This is a genomic window from Photobacterium piscicola, assembly GCF_046058925.1.
Classification (GTDB): domain Bacteria; phylum Pseudomonadota; class Gammaproteobacteria; order Enterobacterales; family Vibrionaceae; genus Photobacterium; species Photobacterium piscicola.
Genome location: NZ_CP175534.1, coordinates 2,833,015 through 2,848,638, shown reverse-complemented (window position 1 = coordinate 2,848,638; position 15,624 = coordinate 2,833,015). Strand labels below are relative to the sequence as shown.

General features: G+C 39.4%; 12 protein-coding genes. 5 read left to right on the top strand and 7 right to left on the bottom strand.

The window, feature by feature from the left end; genetic code table 11:
* Positions 1–198: 198 nt before the first annotated feature.
* A complete protein-coding gene (deoD, locus tag ACJZU6_RS13470) occupies positions 199–918 on the top strand; it encodes a purine-nucleoside phosphorylase (RefSeq protein ID WP_080158434.1) in 720 nt (239 codons plus the stop codon).
* A 105-nt stretch (positions 919–1,023) separates the two neighbouring features.
* On the opposite strand, the gene ACJZU6_RS13465 is transcribed toward deoD, so the two are convergent.
* The gene (locus tag ACJZU6_RS13465; protein WP_080158433.1) at positions 1,024–1,638 is read right to left on the bottom strand and encodes a YtjB family periplasmic protein; all 615 of its coding nucleotides are present in this window, start codon (positions 1,636–1,638) and stop codon (positions 1,024–1,026) included.
* Positions 1,639–1,904: 266 nt separating this feature from the next.
* Between ACJZU6_RS13465 and serB the strand changes: the two genes are divergently transcribed.
* On the top strand, positions 1,905–2,870 hold the full coding sequence (serB, locus tag ACJZU6_RS13460; protein ID WP_408900428.1) for a phosphoserine phosphatase: 966 nt from the start codon (positions 1,905–1,907) through the stop codon (positions 2,868–2,870).
* 80 nt (positions 2,871–2,950) lie between these two features.
* Here serB and ACJZU6_RS13455 read toward each other — a convergent pair whose 3' ends face one another.
* On the bottom strand, positions 2,951–5,305 hold the full coding sequence (locus tag ACJZU6_RS13455; RefSeq protein ID WP_408900427.1) for a PilZ domain-containing protein: 2,355 nt from the start codon (positions 5,303–5,305) through the stop codon (positions 2,951–2,953).
* A gap of 151 nt (positions 5,306–5,456) precedes the next feature.
* Here ACJZU6_RS13455 and radA point away from each other — a divergent pair, with 151 nt between their 5' ends.
* Positions 5,457–6,848 carry a DNA repair protein RadA gene (radA, locus tag ACJZU6_RS13450; protein ID WP_080158430.1) on the top strand — a complete coding sequence of 464 codons (1,392 nt, stop codon included), beginning with the start codon at positions 5,457–5,459 and terminating at the stop codon, positions 6,846–6,848.
* Positions 6,849–6,940: 92 nt separating this feature from the next.
* On the opposite strand, the gene ACJZU6_RS13445 is transcribed toward radA, so the two are convergent.
* Both ACJZU6_RS13445 and ettA read right to left on the bottom strand, forming a co-directional pair.
* The gene (locus ACJZU6_RS13445) at positions 6,941–7,918 is read right to left on the bottom strand and encodes a M23 family metallopeptidase (protein WP_408900426.1); all 978 of its coding nucleotides are present in this window, start codon (positions 7,916–7,918) and stop codon (positions 6,941–6,943) included.
* A 268-nt stretch (positions 7,919–8,186) separates the two neighbouring features.
* Entirely contained in the window at positions 8,187–9,854 is a 1,668-nt protein-coding gene (gene ettA / locus ACJZU6_RS13440) for an energy-dependent translational throttle protein EttA (protein WP_080158428.1), read from the bottom strand.
* Positions 9,855–10,144: 290 nt separating this feature from the next.
* On the opposite strand from ettA, the gene sltY reads away from it, so the two are divergent.
* A complete protein-coding gene (gene sltY / locus ACJZU6_RS13435) occupies positions 10,145–12,082 on the top strand; it encodes a murein transglycosylase (protein ID WP_408900425.1) in 1,938 nt (645 codons plus the stop codon).
* Between the two features lie 157 nt (positions 12,083–12,239).
* On the opposite strand, the gene ACJZU6_RS13430 is transcribed toward sltY, so the two are convergent.
* The gene (locus ACJZU6_RS13430; protein WP_080158426.1) at positions 12,240–13,127 is read right to left on the bottom strand and encodes an ATP-grasp fold amidoligase family protein; all 888 of its coding nucleotides are present in this window, start codon (positions 13,125–13,127) and stop codon (positions 12,240–12,242) included.
* Between the two features lie 572 nt (positions 13,128–13,699).
* On the opposite strand from ACJZU6_RS13430, the gene trpR reads away from it, so the two are divergent.
* A complete protein-coding gene (gene trpR, locus ACJZU6_RS13425; RefSeq protein WP_080158425.1) occupies positions 13,700–14,017 on the top strand; it encodes a trp operon repressor in 318 nt (105 codons plus the stop codon).
* 57 nt (positions 14,018–14,074) lie between these two features.
* Here trpR and yjjX read toward each other — a convergent pair whose 3' ends face one another.
* Together yjjX and ACJZU6_RS13415 are read right to left on the bottom strand one after the other, a co-directional pair.
* Positions 14,075–14,590, bottom strand: a complete 516-nt coding sequence (yjjX, locus tag ACJZU6_RS13420) for an inosine/xanthosine triphosphatase (protein WP_327779832.1) — start codon at positions 14,588–14,590, stop codon at positions 14,075–14,077.
* A gap of 126 nt (positions 14,591–14,716) precedes the next feature.
* Positions 14,717–15,355 carry a helix-turn-helix transcriptional regulator gene (locus tag ACJZU6_RS13415; protein WP_080158423.1) on the bottom strand — a complete coding sequence of 213 codons (639 nt, stop codon included), beginning with the start codon at positions 15,353–15,355 and terminating at the stop codon, positions 14,717–14,719.
* Between the last annotated feature and the right edge of the window lie 269 nt (positions 15,356–15,624).

Here is a 15,624-nt window from a genome sequence, read left to right as displayed (position 1 = left end):
ATACTGTGACTTTATCTTGAACATCAAGGCGACTAATCATGAGGTTAATCGCCTTGCGTAGTAAAAAATGGACATATTTGTACGATAACGATCGTTATTAGATCGATATTAAACGATGATCAGCAAGAGACAGCCGATAAGCATAAACATAGCTTGTCATCATTGAGTGCTGATTCAATTAACAGAAAGGATATAACTATGGCTACTCCACATATTAATGCTGAAATGGGCGATTTTGCAGACGTAGTACTAATGCCGGGTGATCCGCTACGTGCTAAGTTCATCGCTGAAACATTTTTAGAGAATGTGACAGAAGTATGTAACGTTCGTGGCATGCTTGGTTTCACTGGTACTTACAAAGGTCGTAAGATCTCTGTTATGGGCCACGGTATGGGTATCCCTTCTTGTTCTATTTATGCGACAGAGTTAATTAAAGACTTTGGCGTGAAGAAAATTATCCGTGTTGGTAGTTGTGGTGCGGTACGTGATGACGTTAAATTACGCGATGTTGTTATCGGTATGGGCGCATCAACAGATTCTAAAGTAAACCGTATCCGTTTTGGCGGCCATGATTTCGCAGCAATTGCAGATTTCGGCATGGTACAAAATGCAGTAGATGCAGCAAAAGCAAAAGGTATTCCGGTTAAAGTAGGTAATATCTTCTCAGCTGATTTGTTCTACAACCCAAATTTCGATTTCTTTAAAACAATGGACAAATACGGCATTGTTGGTGTTGAAATGGAAGCGGCGGGTATCTACGGTGTTGCGGCAGAGTTTGGTGCTAAGGCACTGACTATCTGTACTGTTTCTGACCATATCCTACGTGGTGAAGCAACTACATCTGAAGAACGTCAATTAACGTTCAACGAGATGATTGAAATTGCACTAGAATCAGTATTACTTGGCGATGCTGAGTAATAAAATGCTTGATTGACACTGTATATCAGTCGTCATAAGTATTAAAAAAAGCGGTAACAGTTCAGGCTGTTGCCGCTTTTTTATGGGGGTAAAATACTATTACTATTACTGATGCTGATTATGCAGAAAAGGAAAACTGCCTTGATAACGTTGACGACTAAAGACGACGGTCAGTAAGATTCCAATAAGCAGTGCCGCAATAATCAGCCCGCGAATAATCGCTGTCATGGTCGACATTTGATCAATGGCATGCGTGAGTAATTTATCGCGTTCCAGCGTGATGCGCATAAATCCAATAATATGGTTATTCATCAACACTGGCTCTGCAATTTGTTGGCGACCAATACTAGCCATGGCTAATGGTGTCGATAATCCTGTCAGTTGCTCTAATGGCAAGGCCGTTTTTGTTTTTGCAAGTGCTACCCCTTCAAGATTATAGATAGTCGCATCTAAGATAAGAGGTTCAGCCGCTAAATTATTGACTAATAATTGCAGTTGGCGCTGATCTTTATTTTTAATATCAGCGGCGGCATTTTTAGCGGCTTGACGAACAATAACTTGCGATAAGGTTTGAGTTTGCTCACTGAGCATTTGATAATTTTGTTGGCTAAGGATCGCGCCATATTGCAGTATGCCAATAGATATTAATAGGCATACAAACAAGATCATGGCTTTTTGTAGCCGTTGACGTTGCCACCGCTTAGTGTTCCATTGGATCATTCATATCACCCGATTACTCTGATTAAGGTTATTCTACACTAAAAAAATAACGGATGATTATTTCCCCCCGCTAAGGATTTGTTACTGTTTATTAACACACTTCCCCGTAAAATGGATAATAAATAAAATAAGATATAAGATTATGATTTAAAATAAGTTAATTGACGTTTATTAGTTATTGATATAACAATAAGTTTACAATTGAACTTGCTCTTCATGTGCACAATCGTTAGGTTTATAGTAATTAAATTGTTAAGGATGACGCAATGGATGTTGCTAACGTACTCAAAATCAATAAACACCCGACCTTATATAAACGCTTTCCAGAAATATTATCTGTCACCAATACCAGTAAACGCCAAGCAAATTGGTTGGTATATGGTTCCCATATCACACTCGATAATATTGACGCTATTAATGCTGTTGCCATCACTAATATTGAGATTGTCGCAGCTTGGAAAGTGGGATCGTATGATGTGATTTTGATTGCCAGCGAGCTAACACCGGCCCAACAACAGATCGTGATTGATCTGCAATTAGATGTCGCTTATGTCAGTGATATTCCTGATTTATCAATGCCAGGGATTGTGGTGTTAGATATGGACTCGACCGCGATTGAAATTGAATGTATTGATGAAATCGCCACCTTAGCAGGGGTCGGTGAAGAGGTTGCCGCAGTGACTGAACGGGCGATGTTAGGCGAGTTAGATTTTGAACAAAGCTTACGTCAACGGGTCGCAACGTTAGCTGGAGCTGATGCAGCGATTCTAACGCAAGTACGGGATACGTTGCCGTTAATGCCAGAATTACCACAACTTATTGCCACTTTGTACCATTATGGCTGGCAAGTTGCGATTGCATCGGGTGGGTTTACCTATTTTTCTGATCACCTTAAACAACAGTTTAACTTGGTGTCAGCGACATCAAATACCCTTGAAATTATTGATGGTAAGCTCACAGGTAAGGTGACGGGGAAAGTCATTGACGCGAAATCAAAAGCGGAAATTTTACTGGCTCTGGCTGAAGAATTTGATATTGAGCCCCATAATACGGTGGCGGTTGGTGACGGTGCTAATGATTTGTTGATGATGGATATTGCTGGATTGGGCATTGCTTATCATGCGAAACCCAATGTTGAGCAGCAAGCTGATGTAGCGATTCGACATGCCAATTTAGGCGCGATTATTTGTATTTTATCGGCATCGTTAGCCGAACAACGCTTAGCATGGTAACCGTTAAGCTAGTGATTTTGTTATTACGTTAAATTATGCAAAATACTCCGCACTTGAGTGAGTGCGGAGTATTATTAGACTTAATGTATTTCAAGCCGAATTAAGACTTCATCGGTAATATCAAAAATCTCACCACAGCCAATTAATGACGTAAATTCCATTTCTAATGCACGTGCACGGTGTAATGTTAAGCGGGCTAATTTACTGAGTTTTTCACCAATCAATGCCGTCAGTGGATTTAATAATGGTAGCGCTGTAATGCGCACTGCAAATAGATCGCCGTGTTGCCGAGCGTACTGAATATAATCCCGTTGTGCGGCCAGATCATCGAAATCACTGCGCAGTTTAGTCTCAATGCTATGTACCTGCTTATCACGATATTCAACCGCTAAATATAACTCATGAATAAACGGCTGTTGTTGCTGTTGTTTATCCCGTGGTCGCATAGGATCGGCGAGCATTTGTTTAACCCGTTGCTTAAAAATCACATCAAGATCTAAACGTTCATTGTCACTTAGCTGATGCAACATGGTTGCTAGGGGTGATAATGGGAAATTGGATCCGATGGCTTTAACTTTTATTTTATGATCTATCTTTTCTGCAAAATATGGCAAGCTATGCAACCGTGTCAGTAGCATTTGATGCATGGTTAGCAACAGTGCTGCCGATGGTTGCGGCTCCTTGCACAGGGCTAATTTTTCAAGGTTTGACTCAATTAAAGAACGAAGAAATTGGCCACCTAATAATCCCTCTTCATTTTCAATGGTTATCAACTGAATATTTTTACCACTAGGACTCGTGCGAATAACCTGATAAGGCATTTTTTTTAGAATATCGTTTTTAGTGCTGCGGGCTAATTGTGTAAATTCAATTTGGACCGTGTCACCTTGTTTGCATCGTAAAGGCTGATGTAAATTGATATTCAGTCCTCGACTAGAAAAATCAATGGAAGTACCACTGATGGTCTTATGATCTTGCTGTAATGTAATTGCTGTTTTATAACTAAATCGGTCTTCGCTACGTAGCGGTTTGGGATCAAAATGAATCGCTTCAGCTTGGCTGATAGGGTTTCGCTGATGACGGAATTGATTCAACGCTTGTGGGGTTAAGGTTGATGTCACACCACACAGGTAATCAGACTGAACCTCTTGATGGGTTAAATCTTCTAACGTCCCTATATGTGATAAATCCTGACAGTAAGGCATCATTTCAGGGGGGAGTTGTGCCAATTCTTGCATGTCATTTTGGGCTAATGGGTACATGGTTAACCGCATAACGCGCCAACTATCACGCTTAGCGCCTATCTGCCAAAATAACAGCCGTTGTTGGCGTGTCATTTCAGGAAGGGCTGCCGAATAAAAGTAGCGTTGGCCTTGGTGCTCATGAAAGAAGCTATAAATTAAGGTACTGGTATGAGAAATACCACTTAGTTCAAGGTTATTGATTCGCGTTGCAGACAACAGATGATTGATCACGGGTTGATTGCGTTCATCATGCCAGTATTGCCATTGATGTTGATTATGGTCAGTCAATAAACTGTATTTTAAATGCTCACCTGCAAAAAATAACGGCATCGTAAGGGTATGTTTAAGATAGCAATGCTCATAACCTTGGGTGCGCAATTGAATGATTTTGTCATCGTGGTTGTTACGGCTTAACGATTGGTGTTGATCATGCTTAATGATCGCTTGCAAGGCAGTATTGTCTGTTAATGCCAATAAACGTAACCATTTTATATTGTCGTTATCTTGAATATCATCAATGCCTAAAATACGGTAATGGTGGCTTTGATTGAGGCGAGCATCTTGGTATTGTTGTGCCAGTTGAGGAAATGATGCCGTAATGGTTTGACCTAATTGATAGTCAAATGCGGCGGGTACCTTACACTTCGCGCCCGAAAAAGACAGATCAACCGTGGTGGCTAACACCTGTTGCTCATTACTCAAGGTTAATGCGATTGGCGTGGCAATACTGAGTCGCTTTTCTTCGCGGCTAAGGTAGTATCCAAATCGAATTAGCTGGGCTTGAAATAAGCTACATGGATTATCTTCTGGTGTAGTGTAGATCGGTGGCATTTTTTGTTGCTGGTGAAGAATACGAAAATTATTGTGAGTATTAATTAATTCTTCATACAAGCCATAGCAATATTGTCCAGCAAACACCGCTTTACGGTGATGATAAATGTTAATAGCCACATCATCTAACCAATGGCTATGACCACTAAAGATATATTCTCGACATTGACCTTTAACCCGTCCTCGTAGATCAATGATTTTATTGCAAGGGGTCATTAAGCGATTGATTTCCATTTTTATTTGGAGTCGCACTGGACCTGTTTCGTGGTCAGTTAATGATTTGAACGCGACCTCAAAATCGGGATGGTTATAAATTGGCAATAATTGCTCAATCAATGTTTTATAATTGTCGAGATGCATGATTTGGATCTATTGATGAATGGCTAGTTGTATCATCGACCAACAGCGTAAAAAATTTAGGGGTAACTGACATATATTTGTCGTTATTCGATAGTTTATTGACGCTAAAATGGTTTGTGATTGTGAATAATAAACTGATGTAGGATATAGAATGGCAAAAGCAGCAAAACGAGCATACGTATGTAGTGATTGCGGAATGGATTTTGCGCGTTGGCAAGGCCAATGTTCAGGGTGTAAATCATGGAACACTATCACTGAATTTACTATTCCAAATACCAAAAGTGGCGTCGCAACCTCAGCTCGTTCAAGTCTGTCTGGATACGCAGGTATTGCGGGCGGCGGTTCTAAAAAATTACATGAAGTTGAAGCGGTTGATGCCCAAAAAATGCTAACAGGCATCGGTGAGCTTGATCGCGTGTTGTGCGGTGGATTAACCACTGGCTCAGTCAATATTATTTCAGGTGATCCAGGAGCGGGTAAAACTACCTTGTTATCTGATTTAGTGGCAAGAATGTCGAAATTAATGCCATCGTTGTACTGTACTGCGGAAGAATCATTATCACAGTTTAAAAACCGTGTTAATCGTCTCAAACTAAGCTGCAATGAAGATAACTTATATCTAATGGCAGAAACCAGTGTTGAAGCGATTATCGCTGAATTAGATGCGAAACAGATTAAGTTTGCGGTTATTGACTCCATTCAAGCGGTATCAACCGAATTGGCCAATGGTAGCCCAGGTTCACCGTCACAAGTAAAAACTGCGGCGCAATCATTGACGCAATATTGCAAACAAAACAACGTTACTATGTTTTTGATTGCCCACGTTAATAAAAATAACGAAATAGCAGGTCCACAGACATTGGTTCACATTGTCGATGCGTTATTGCATATCGATACTAATGATGGTCAAGTCCGGACATTACGCGCCAATAAAAACCGTTTTGGTGATGTTGATACGGTCGGTATTTTCCGTATGACTGAGCGCGGAATGCTCAGTGTTGATAACCCTAGTGAAATTTTCTTATCGGGGTCAACCACTGAATCATCAGGCTCTGCAATTACCTGTATTCGTAAAGGTAACCGGAATATTTTACTTGAGATCCAATGTTTAACCACTGAAACTGAAGGGGAGTTTCCTCAGCGGGTTTGTGTTGGTTTAAACATGAATCGTATTAAAATGCTAACGGGTATTTTACGCAAGCATGCGAAAACCAAAATCTTCCATGATACTTTTTTCAATATTGTCGGTGGGTTAAAAATTGATGAGTCAGAAACCTGCATTGATTTGGCGTTAGTGGCGGCATTACTCAGTAGCCTAAATGAGTTTGTGGTGCCACGCACAACCTGCATTATGGGCGAGCTAAGTCTAAATGGTGATGTGCGCCCAATAGACAGTGGTGTACCGCGAGTAAAAGAAGCGGCGCAACATGGATTTACGGAAATCTTTATTCCTTATCGTAATTACCATAAATCAATGGAAGGGTTGGGTGCAAAAATTGTGGCGGTCAAAACTATCCATGAATTGATTGAACTGATTAATTAATATTAATAGCGTCAATTAAGGTCAACAAAAAGGCCAATCACGATAATGTGGTTGGCCTTTTTATTATTCGTTGTCGGTGAAATTGTTCTTGCTTATAGGTTGCCTTGGTTTGGTGATGGTTCAGTATGACTTGCGGTGGTAATACCAAGGTCGTGATTTTCATCTCCAGTCAATTGCACCTGCATTGCGACCATACTATTGATGGTATTTAACAGTGATGCCCATTGGACATTTTTTTCTTGTTTAAATAAAGCATCAAAATTTTCAATATCCCATTTCACGAATGGTCGTGGATTTAATGGTTTGCCTAAAAAGCGAATTTCATAATGTAAATGGGGGCCTGTTGATAATCCTGAATTGCCAGTCCACCCAATAAGTTGGCCTTTTTTAACAAACTCGCCTTGTTTCACTTTAAATTTACTTAGGTGTGAGTAAGTCGAAATAAACCCCATCGTATGATTAAGGGTTAATTGATTACCATAACCATAATTACTGCTACGGGCTCGTTCAATAACTGCATCGGCAGGGGCATAAACTGGAGTGCCAATTTTAGCCGCAAAATCAAGGCCATCATGACGTTTGCGTTTTTTAGTGATCGGATGAACACGTGTTCCAAAACCAGATGTTAATTGAACATTAGGGGTTGGAGCACCATTGGGAATCAATTGAAACAAGGTCGCTCTAACGGCCGAGTTAATGGCTGCGGTATCGACCCGTTGGGTGATGGTTTGGTTATCAGCTGGTGGTTCAATACCCAATACAGTTTCCATATCATCAATCCGCTGATTCAGTGCAATTAATGATTTTTTCTTGGCGGCTAATGCTTGATTGAGATCTTGATTCATTGCCGTTTCTTCTGACAGTGATGCACTCAATGCTAATGCTTGTGCACTGAGTTTTTGGGCTTTGATCTGTGAAATTTTAGCGTTTTGGTAAAGGTGGAACATTGAATAGCCACCATAACTAAGTAGACCGCATACCGCAAGGATGATCACTGCACGGTAATAGTGCTGTCGCGGACGTGAAGGTTTAGTGCTGGATGGTGATACTGATGGTTCTAAATGAGGCATAATAGACAGTTATTATTGATAAATAAGAGAAAGTTGGTCAAACAGCAGGCTAAAATACCATTGTAGAGGGGGATTTGTACCAACGAGAGATAAATAATAAGCTACTGAGTCTATGTCTTTGGTGAAATGATTGCTAGTTATCACGTCACAAAAATGAGGCGATACAGTCTCTATTTATGCAACAATAATAAAAGCCATTGATTTAACAGTTGATTTTTTGTGATAAAAAAAGAGCTGTTGAAACAGCTCTTTGGTTAGATGAAATAGATTATTTAGCGATACGCTTGTACTTAATACGGTGAGGATCAGCGGCATCAGCCCCTAATGTTTTCTTCAACCAATCAGTGTATTCAGTAAAGTTACCTTCAAAGAAACTCACTTTACCTTCGTCGCGATAATCAAGAATATGCGTAGCTACACGGTCTAGGAACCAACGGTCGTGTGAGATAACCATGGCACAACCAGGGAACTCAAGTAAGGCCTCTTCCAATGCACGTAAGGTTTCTACGTCAAGGTCGTTGGTTGGTTCATCGAGCAGTAATACGTTACCGCCTGATTTTAGTAGTTTCGCTAAGTGAACACGGTTACGTTCACCACCTGATAAGTCGCCAATGCGTTTTTGATGATCACTGCCTTTAAAGTTAAAGCGTGATACATACGCGCGTGCTGGAATCTCAAAATTGTTGATTTTAAGAATATCAGCGCCTTCAGAGATTTCTTGGTAAACCGTGTTGTTGTCGTTCATGCTATCGCGGAACTGATCCACTGACGCCAATTTCACCGTTTCACCTAGCTCAATAGTGCCAGAATCCGGTTGTTCGTCACCACTTAGCATCTTAAATAGGGTTGATTTACCCGCGCCGTTAGCACCGATAATACCGACGATTGCGCCTTTAGGCATACTGAATGACAAATCATCAATCAATACACGATCACCAAACGATTTGGTTAGATTTTTAACATCAATGACTTTATCGCCTAAACGCTCACCTGGCGGAATGAAAAGCTCATTGGTTTCATTACGTTTTTGGTGATCGCTAGTATTAAGCTCTTCAAAACGCGCCATACGTGCTTTTGATTTAGCTTGACGACCTTTAGGGTTTTGACGCACCCATTCTAGTTCTTTTTCAATGGTTTTTTGCAAAGCACGTTCTTGAGATGATTCTTGTTTTAGACGTGCATCTTTTTGCTCAAGCCATGAGGTGTAGTTACCTTGCCATGGAATGCCTTCACCACGGTCAAGTTCTAGGATCCAGCCCGCTGCGTTATCAAGGAAGTAACGGTCGTGGGTAATAGCCACAACTGTACCACTGTAATCAACCAAGAAGTGCTCTAGCCACGCCACTGATTCAGCATCCAAGTGGTTAGTAGGTTCATCAAGTAGCAGCATGTCGGGCTTATCAAGTAATAAACGACAAATAGCGACACGACGACGCTCACCACCAGAAAGATTTTTAACCACAGCATCCCAATCGGGTAGACGCAGTGCATCGGCAGCACGCTCAAGTTGCATGCCAAGGTTGTGGCCATCTTTGGTTTCAATTAACGATTCTAAATCGCCTTGTTCTTTTGCGAGTGCATCAAAATCAGCATCAGGTTCAGCGTAGGCTGAATAGACTTCATCGAGACGAATGAGCGCCTCTTTAACATCTGAAACAGATTCTTCAACAATTTCACGTACTGTTTTGGTTTCATCCAATACCGGCTCTTGAGGTAGGTAACCGACTTTAAGACCTGCTTGAGGACGTGCTTCACCTTCAATATCAGTATCGATGCCTGCCATGATGCGCAGTAAGGTTGATTTACCTGAGCCGTTAAGACCAAGGACACCAATTTTTGCACCAGGGAAAAAACTCAGTGAAATATCTTTTAAGATTTGACGCTTAGGTGGGACAATTTTGCCCACTCGCGACATGGTATAGACGTAATCAGCCATATCCGTGTGTGATCTCTACTCTGAAATGAAGCTTACTATAGTACCTATAATCTTTAAAAGTTCACTTGAATTGTTATTAATTTCGCGGCTAAGTAAGGTATTTTAGCGTTAGAAAGAGATTGTTTATTATCATGGTTACTATCACAATCAGATTCCATCGTAATCATAGTTCCGTGAATGCATAGAGTGTCTATGCAATAACTTGATTTTACATTGATGTGGTTTTTTTTTTGCTATTATTGAGCAAGGATTGTACACGCTTTCTAGCGTTTTTTGATATGGAGTTAATCGTGGCACGTCTATTTAGTTATTCTCGCGTTTTTTCATTTGCTTTGTTGACGGTCGGATTAACAAGCACTGTAACAGCCCAAGCGGCTTCTTTAGATCAACAACGCACATGGTATGAACAAGCACAAAATGCGTTTTCAGCTAATGATATGGCCGTGTTTCATCAAAAAAAGACTCAATTAGGGGGATATCCGCTTTATCCTTATTTGGAGTACCGTGAATTTAATGCTCAGCTAGCAACACAAAAGCCAAGTCAAGTGCAGGTTTTTGTGGATAAATATAAGATGCTACCGTTTAGTCAGACGATTAAAAATCGCTATTTGAATCAATTGGTGAAGACTGGGCAGTGGCGTGCTTTTTTAATGCTGCAATCAGCAGTACCACGTAATACCGATCTTCAGTGTGCATTTTATTATGCCAAAGAAAAAACAGGCCATGCTCAATTAGCGTGGCAAGGTGCTGATAAATTGTGGCAAACAGGCCGTTCGTTGCCAGCTGGATGTGATGATTTATTAGATAGCTGGAGTGCTGCGGGGAAACGAACCAACACCATGGTATTAGATCGCATGGTATTGGCTTATGCAAAAGGCAATAAAAGCTTATTAAATTACCTTGATAAGCTCTTAACCGGTGATGCCCAAGTAACTGGTGAGGCTGTGTTAGCGTTATATGATCAACCGCAAAACGTGGGGGTATTTGCGAAGAAAAGTAAAGTAACGCCGTTTAATCAAGCGTTGACTCAAAATGCTTTTTTACTGCTTGCTCGTACGGATACTAAACAGGCGGTTGCTGAGTATGACCAAGTAGTACGTGGGCAACATTTTGACAAAGCTACCAAGCAAACATTGGCCGATGCGGTCGCTTCTCGATTAATGTCGACATCAGACACGGCATTAGCAAAATGGCGTGACAGCAAATTAGCACAGAGTGACAATGCCAGCCTGTTAGAGCGTCGTGTGCGTAATGCAATTCGTGAGGCGAACTGGAAACAGACCCAGTTGTGGATTGATCGCTTACCAAAAGAAGCGCAACAGACGCCGCGTTGGACATTTTGGAAAGCGAAGTTGTTAGCGCAAAATGGTAAGAAAAAACAAGCGGATAAAATTTACACGTCACTATTAGGTGAGCGTGATTTTTACAGTGCAGCAGCGGCAACAATATTACATAAGCCGCTTGTGTACCCACTAACCAATGCACCGACATCAACCGCGTTATTAAAGCCTTATAAAAAGAGTTTAGCGCGAGTTAAAGAATTGATTGCACTTAATAAAGTTACCGCGGCTAATCGTGAATGGGGATATTTATTATCAAAAATCACCAATGTTCAAACTAAGCGTCAATTAGCGGTTTATGCTGATAAACATCAATGGCATTACCTTGCTGTTCAAGCTACGATTTCGGGTAAGTTATGGGATCATATGACATTGCGTTTTCCATTGGCACATAAGTGGCTATTTGATTTCTTTAGTGAACAGCGGAACATTCCAGCATCGACAATGATGGCGTTGGCGCGTCAAGAAAGTGCGTTAAATATTCATGCTCGATCGCATGTTGGTGCGAGTGGCTTAATGCAACTTATGCCCGCGACAGCAGCAGAAACAGCTAAAAAACTTGATTATAAATATTTAGGCAAACAAAGCTTATTTGATCCTAGCGTTAATATTCGTTTAGGTAGTGCCTATTTGAAAATGATGTTAGAGCGTAACGATAATAACCGTGTCTATGCTTTTGCATCTTATAATGCAGGCCCTGGCCGCGTGTCACAATGGAAAAAAGTGACTGATGGTAAACTTGATGTATATGCTTTTATTGAACAAATACCATTTAATGAAACTCGTGGTTATGTTCAAAATGTATTGATGTTTGATATTTATTATAATGAATTGATGGGGCGTAAAGGGGTATTATTTAGTCCACAAGAACTAACTGCTCGTTATTAACAATTTAAATAATAATTAGATATAATGTATTTAAGAAACTTATTAAATATATAAATTAATAAGAAAAGAAGCCGCTACTGTTATGCAGAGATGTGATAGTAGCGGCTATATAAATAAGAGCAAAAATAATTTTATTTGATAATATGAAAACGTATGATTATTTCTTTTGAGAAAAGGTTGGATAATCTAATATCCAGCGTTCACCAAATTTATGGTTCCATTCATCAGGGAACATAGAGAAGCCAGCCGCTGGGTACATGGTTAGTTCGCTGAATGTGACTTGATTATTGTGGAAATAAAGGTCAACACGAACCATGTCATAATATTTACCAATGCGTTCTGCTATTTCAATCATTTGATCAATGAACGGTGGTTTTTCAGGTACTGGCAGTAAGCGTGGTTTTTTGTTTAAGACAAAACCAAGTTCATTCCAATCTCGATCAAACATATTTCGATAATGCTGTTCAAAACGTCCTTGATCTAATTGGATAAATTCTACTTTTCCATCAATTACATGCAGTTTGTAATCATCAGGAACCGTGCCATTAAAGTCTAGAAACTCTTCAACAAAAACACGTGGTGGAATATTTTTATATCCCCATTCGCCTAGCGATCCTGATTGATCTTTCTTAAACCAACGAGATGCGAAATTTTTCATCTCTTGTTTAGATAAGTGATTATTATCACGAACAAATTCAATGGTTTGACTTGTATGGTTTGCCTTTAATACATAATTACTTGGCATTTCTGAAAATGGGAATGTATCAAAATCAGCAACGTACTTAGCAACCCATAATGTTTCTGGAATGTATAGTTCTGGTGCGATTTCTTTAACAAACTTTTTAGCTGCTAATTTATCGGCACCAAGAGTTAGATATTCACTGCGGTCATGAATTTTTTTTAATTGTACTTTTTCATTAAATGTCTGTGGATTCGAATAATTAATGAATTTTTTAAATTTTCTAAAATATAGTAGTTGTAATCTTAATTTTATTGGTAGTTTGGATACTATTCCTGAAAATAATCGATATTGTAAACTTTCCATTTTAGGTTCTCTGCCTGTTATTTATCTAACTTATAAATGTTATTTGTATATTTTATAATTAACATTAATATATTTATTCGTGTTTTTATATATCAACCGATTAAACAGTGTCATTTACGAATACCTAAGTATAACTAACTTAATGATTTTGATCTGTTATCTCTATGTCAAGTTTTTATTTGCAATCAACATATTAAACGGGTGAATCATAAATATTTCATATTAGATATTGTCTGTTTGATAAAATATTTACTGCTTTTGCTATATATTATGTGTGTTTCCTTTTTTTAACACTAAAAAAAAGAAATATTTTTATAGGTGGCCTGTTTTATCAAAAATCATATGCTATAAAAAGAAATAATTATGCTGTATATGGCTATTTTTATTCTTTCTGATTTCATCATCATTATTAATTTGGTAAATAATAATGATGATTTTTGGCATAGGATCGGGGAATGATAGTGATGATTTACTTATCTGTTTATGCGCTATAAATAGCACCGTTACTTGGTCTGATGTAGGAATCGCGGTACACTGCACCGCGTATATAATGCCTTACGGGATAAACGAAAATGGCTGTAGACTCACCAAAGTATACTGATTGGCAACAGATTCTAGATTTACTCCAGCAAGCTTCTGCGGAACAACGTGATCAGTTACTGTTTAAAGTATTACTAACTCATGATGAAAGAGAAGCATTAATCGCACGAGTGAACATAGTACATGAGCTACTAAATGGTGAACGTAGCCAACGTAAAATTAGTGAGTTACTTGGTGTCGGCGTTGCTACTATTACACGTGGCTCAAATGAACTAAAACATCAAGACGATGCAACCAAAGCATGGTTAGCTGATTTTCTCGCAAAAAATGTCCCTTCTGCCTTTGAATAATTATCATGAGCTTCATGAACATATCGCGCATTAGTTATTACTACTAAATTGTATTTATTAATATAATTCAGGATGTAAAAAAGGAATTAATGCGAGAATTAAAGCTTGTTGATAAACACTGCTACGGCTCAATAAATGGTGGGTTAGCATCGCAATAGCCCCCCCTTTTTGTTTAATGTTTTGTTGAGCAAACATCTCATCCATCACATCTCCTAGCTCCATTCCTTGGGCTATTTTTTCTAATGCCAATGGCGGCAACGGTAACGAAGCCGAACGGGCGGTAGATTTTCGTCCTTGATGTTCTATCACCATCCACGCAAATGTAAAATTGTCATCGAGCCCAGCTTCTAAGCCAACGATGTAATCGGCATTGGGATAACGTTCGCGACAAGAAATAACACGATTATTTGCTCCTAGTAATGTTTCATCACAGGTTAATGGCTGATCGCGTACACCACTGTCAGTGCTGACACCCGTGGTGGTAAATATCTGTAGAGGAAAGGCAGCTGTAAAGGCATCGGTAACAGCAGTGATTTTTGCAGGGTTGGTTGAGGCGACAATAATGGTGGGCATAATGATAAATTCGGTTAAATAGAGTATTGAATAACTTAAAAATAACCGCTTTATGTTGAAAACAAAAGTAATAAAAAGCCCATCAATCGATGAGCTTTCTAAACCCTAATTGAGCAGTGGTCGTGATTAACGATCGTAAGCCCAGTCTGATTGGATAATGTAACCGTGAATTTGAAATTCACCGTTATTTACAAACAGGTTTGGAAAATCAGGTTGTGAGGTTGAGAATACAACGCCATCAGCCAATTGTGTCATGTGGTAAAAATCAGGCTCACTACCGCGTACAGAAGCAAAGACAGGTTGCTTTGGACGGTAAGCTGCTTCTTTGGTTGCTAATGCATAGCTACCCACTGGTGCACAATGTGAGATATTTTCATTATCAATGAATAAACCTAGGCAAGCATCACGCTCTAAATGCTGGGGGATCGCACGTTTACTGATCACCTCAACTGAATCACCTAAATTGTAAGCTGAAAAATCTTTACGGTGGATCACTGGAATATAGGTGCACGTTGCAGAGCTATCGTGTTCAGTGCTGATAGTTGTCGTTGCTTGCGTACCAGTATCAATTTGGCCTGTTAGGATATAACCAATTGATGTATTAAGTGTTTCAGCGATTTTTTCTAATTCGCGAACTTCAATACCGTATTTACCTGAAAGCTTACGGCTCATTGTGCCTTGTTGAAGGTTTAATGCTTCACCAAGTTGCTTTTGGCTGATGCCTTGAACTTTAGCTAAACGCTTAATTCGCTCTAAATATTCCATGTAACTAGCTTCCTGCTTCAAATAGGGGGGATGAATAAAATATGAATTCTCAATAGTTATAAAAGATATTACTTAAAAGTGTAGAAAAGGAATCATTGTTACTTAAAAAGTGCGATTGATTTGGTTAAAGAAATATACCCCACAGGAAAGATGGGTAAAAAAGGGAACAAAATACGCAGAAAGAAATAAGTTTTGATTCTAAAATGGTGTCGCTTGATTCTGCAATTATGGATGAAGGTGGAGATCAGAATAGACAAAAGAAAAACGGC

Coding starts and splice junctions, on each gene's coding strand:
- ACJZU6_RS13415 (WP_080158423.1), bottom strand. CDS start 15,355: ATGGAATATTTAGAGCGAATTAAGCGTTTAGCTAAAGTTCAAGGCATC.
- ACJZU6_RS13430 (WP_080158426.1), bottom strand. CDS start 13,127: ATGGAAAGTTTACAATATCGATTATTTTCAGGAATAGTATCCAAACTA.
- ACJZU6_RS13455 (WP_408900427.1), bottom strand. CDS start 5,305: ATGCATCTCGACAATTATAAAACATTGATTGAGCAATTATTGCCAATT.
- radA (WP_080158430.1), top strand. CDS start 5,457: ATGGCAAAAGCAGCAAAACGAGCATACGTATGTAGTGATTGCGGAATG.
- yjjX (WP_327779832.1), bottom strand. CDS start 14,590: ATGCCCACCATTATTGTCGCCTCAACCAACCCTGCAAAAATCACTGCT.
- ACJZU6_RS13465 (WP_080158433.1), bottom strand. CDS start 1,638: ATGATCCAATGGAACACTAAGCGGTGGCAACGTCAACGGCTACAAAAA.
- deoD (WP_080158434.1), top strand. CDS start 199: ATGGCTACTCCACATATTAATGCTGAAATGGGCGATTTTGCAGACGTA.
- ettA (WP_080158428.1), bottom strand. CDS start 9,854: ATGGCTGATTACGTCTATACCATGTCGCGAGTGGGCAAAATTGTCCCA.
- serB (WP_408900428.1), top strand. CDS start 1,905: ATGGATGTTGCTAACGTACTCAAAATCAATAAACACCCGACCTTATAT.
- ACJZU6_RS13445 (WP_408900426.1), bottom strand. CDS start 7,918: ATGCCTCATTTAGAACCATCAGTATCACCATCCAGCACTAAACCTTCA.
- trpR (WP_080158425.1), top strand. CDS start 13,700: ATGGCTGTAGACTCACCAAAGTATACTGATTGGCAACAGATTCTAGAT.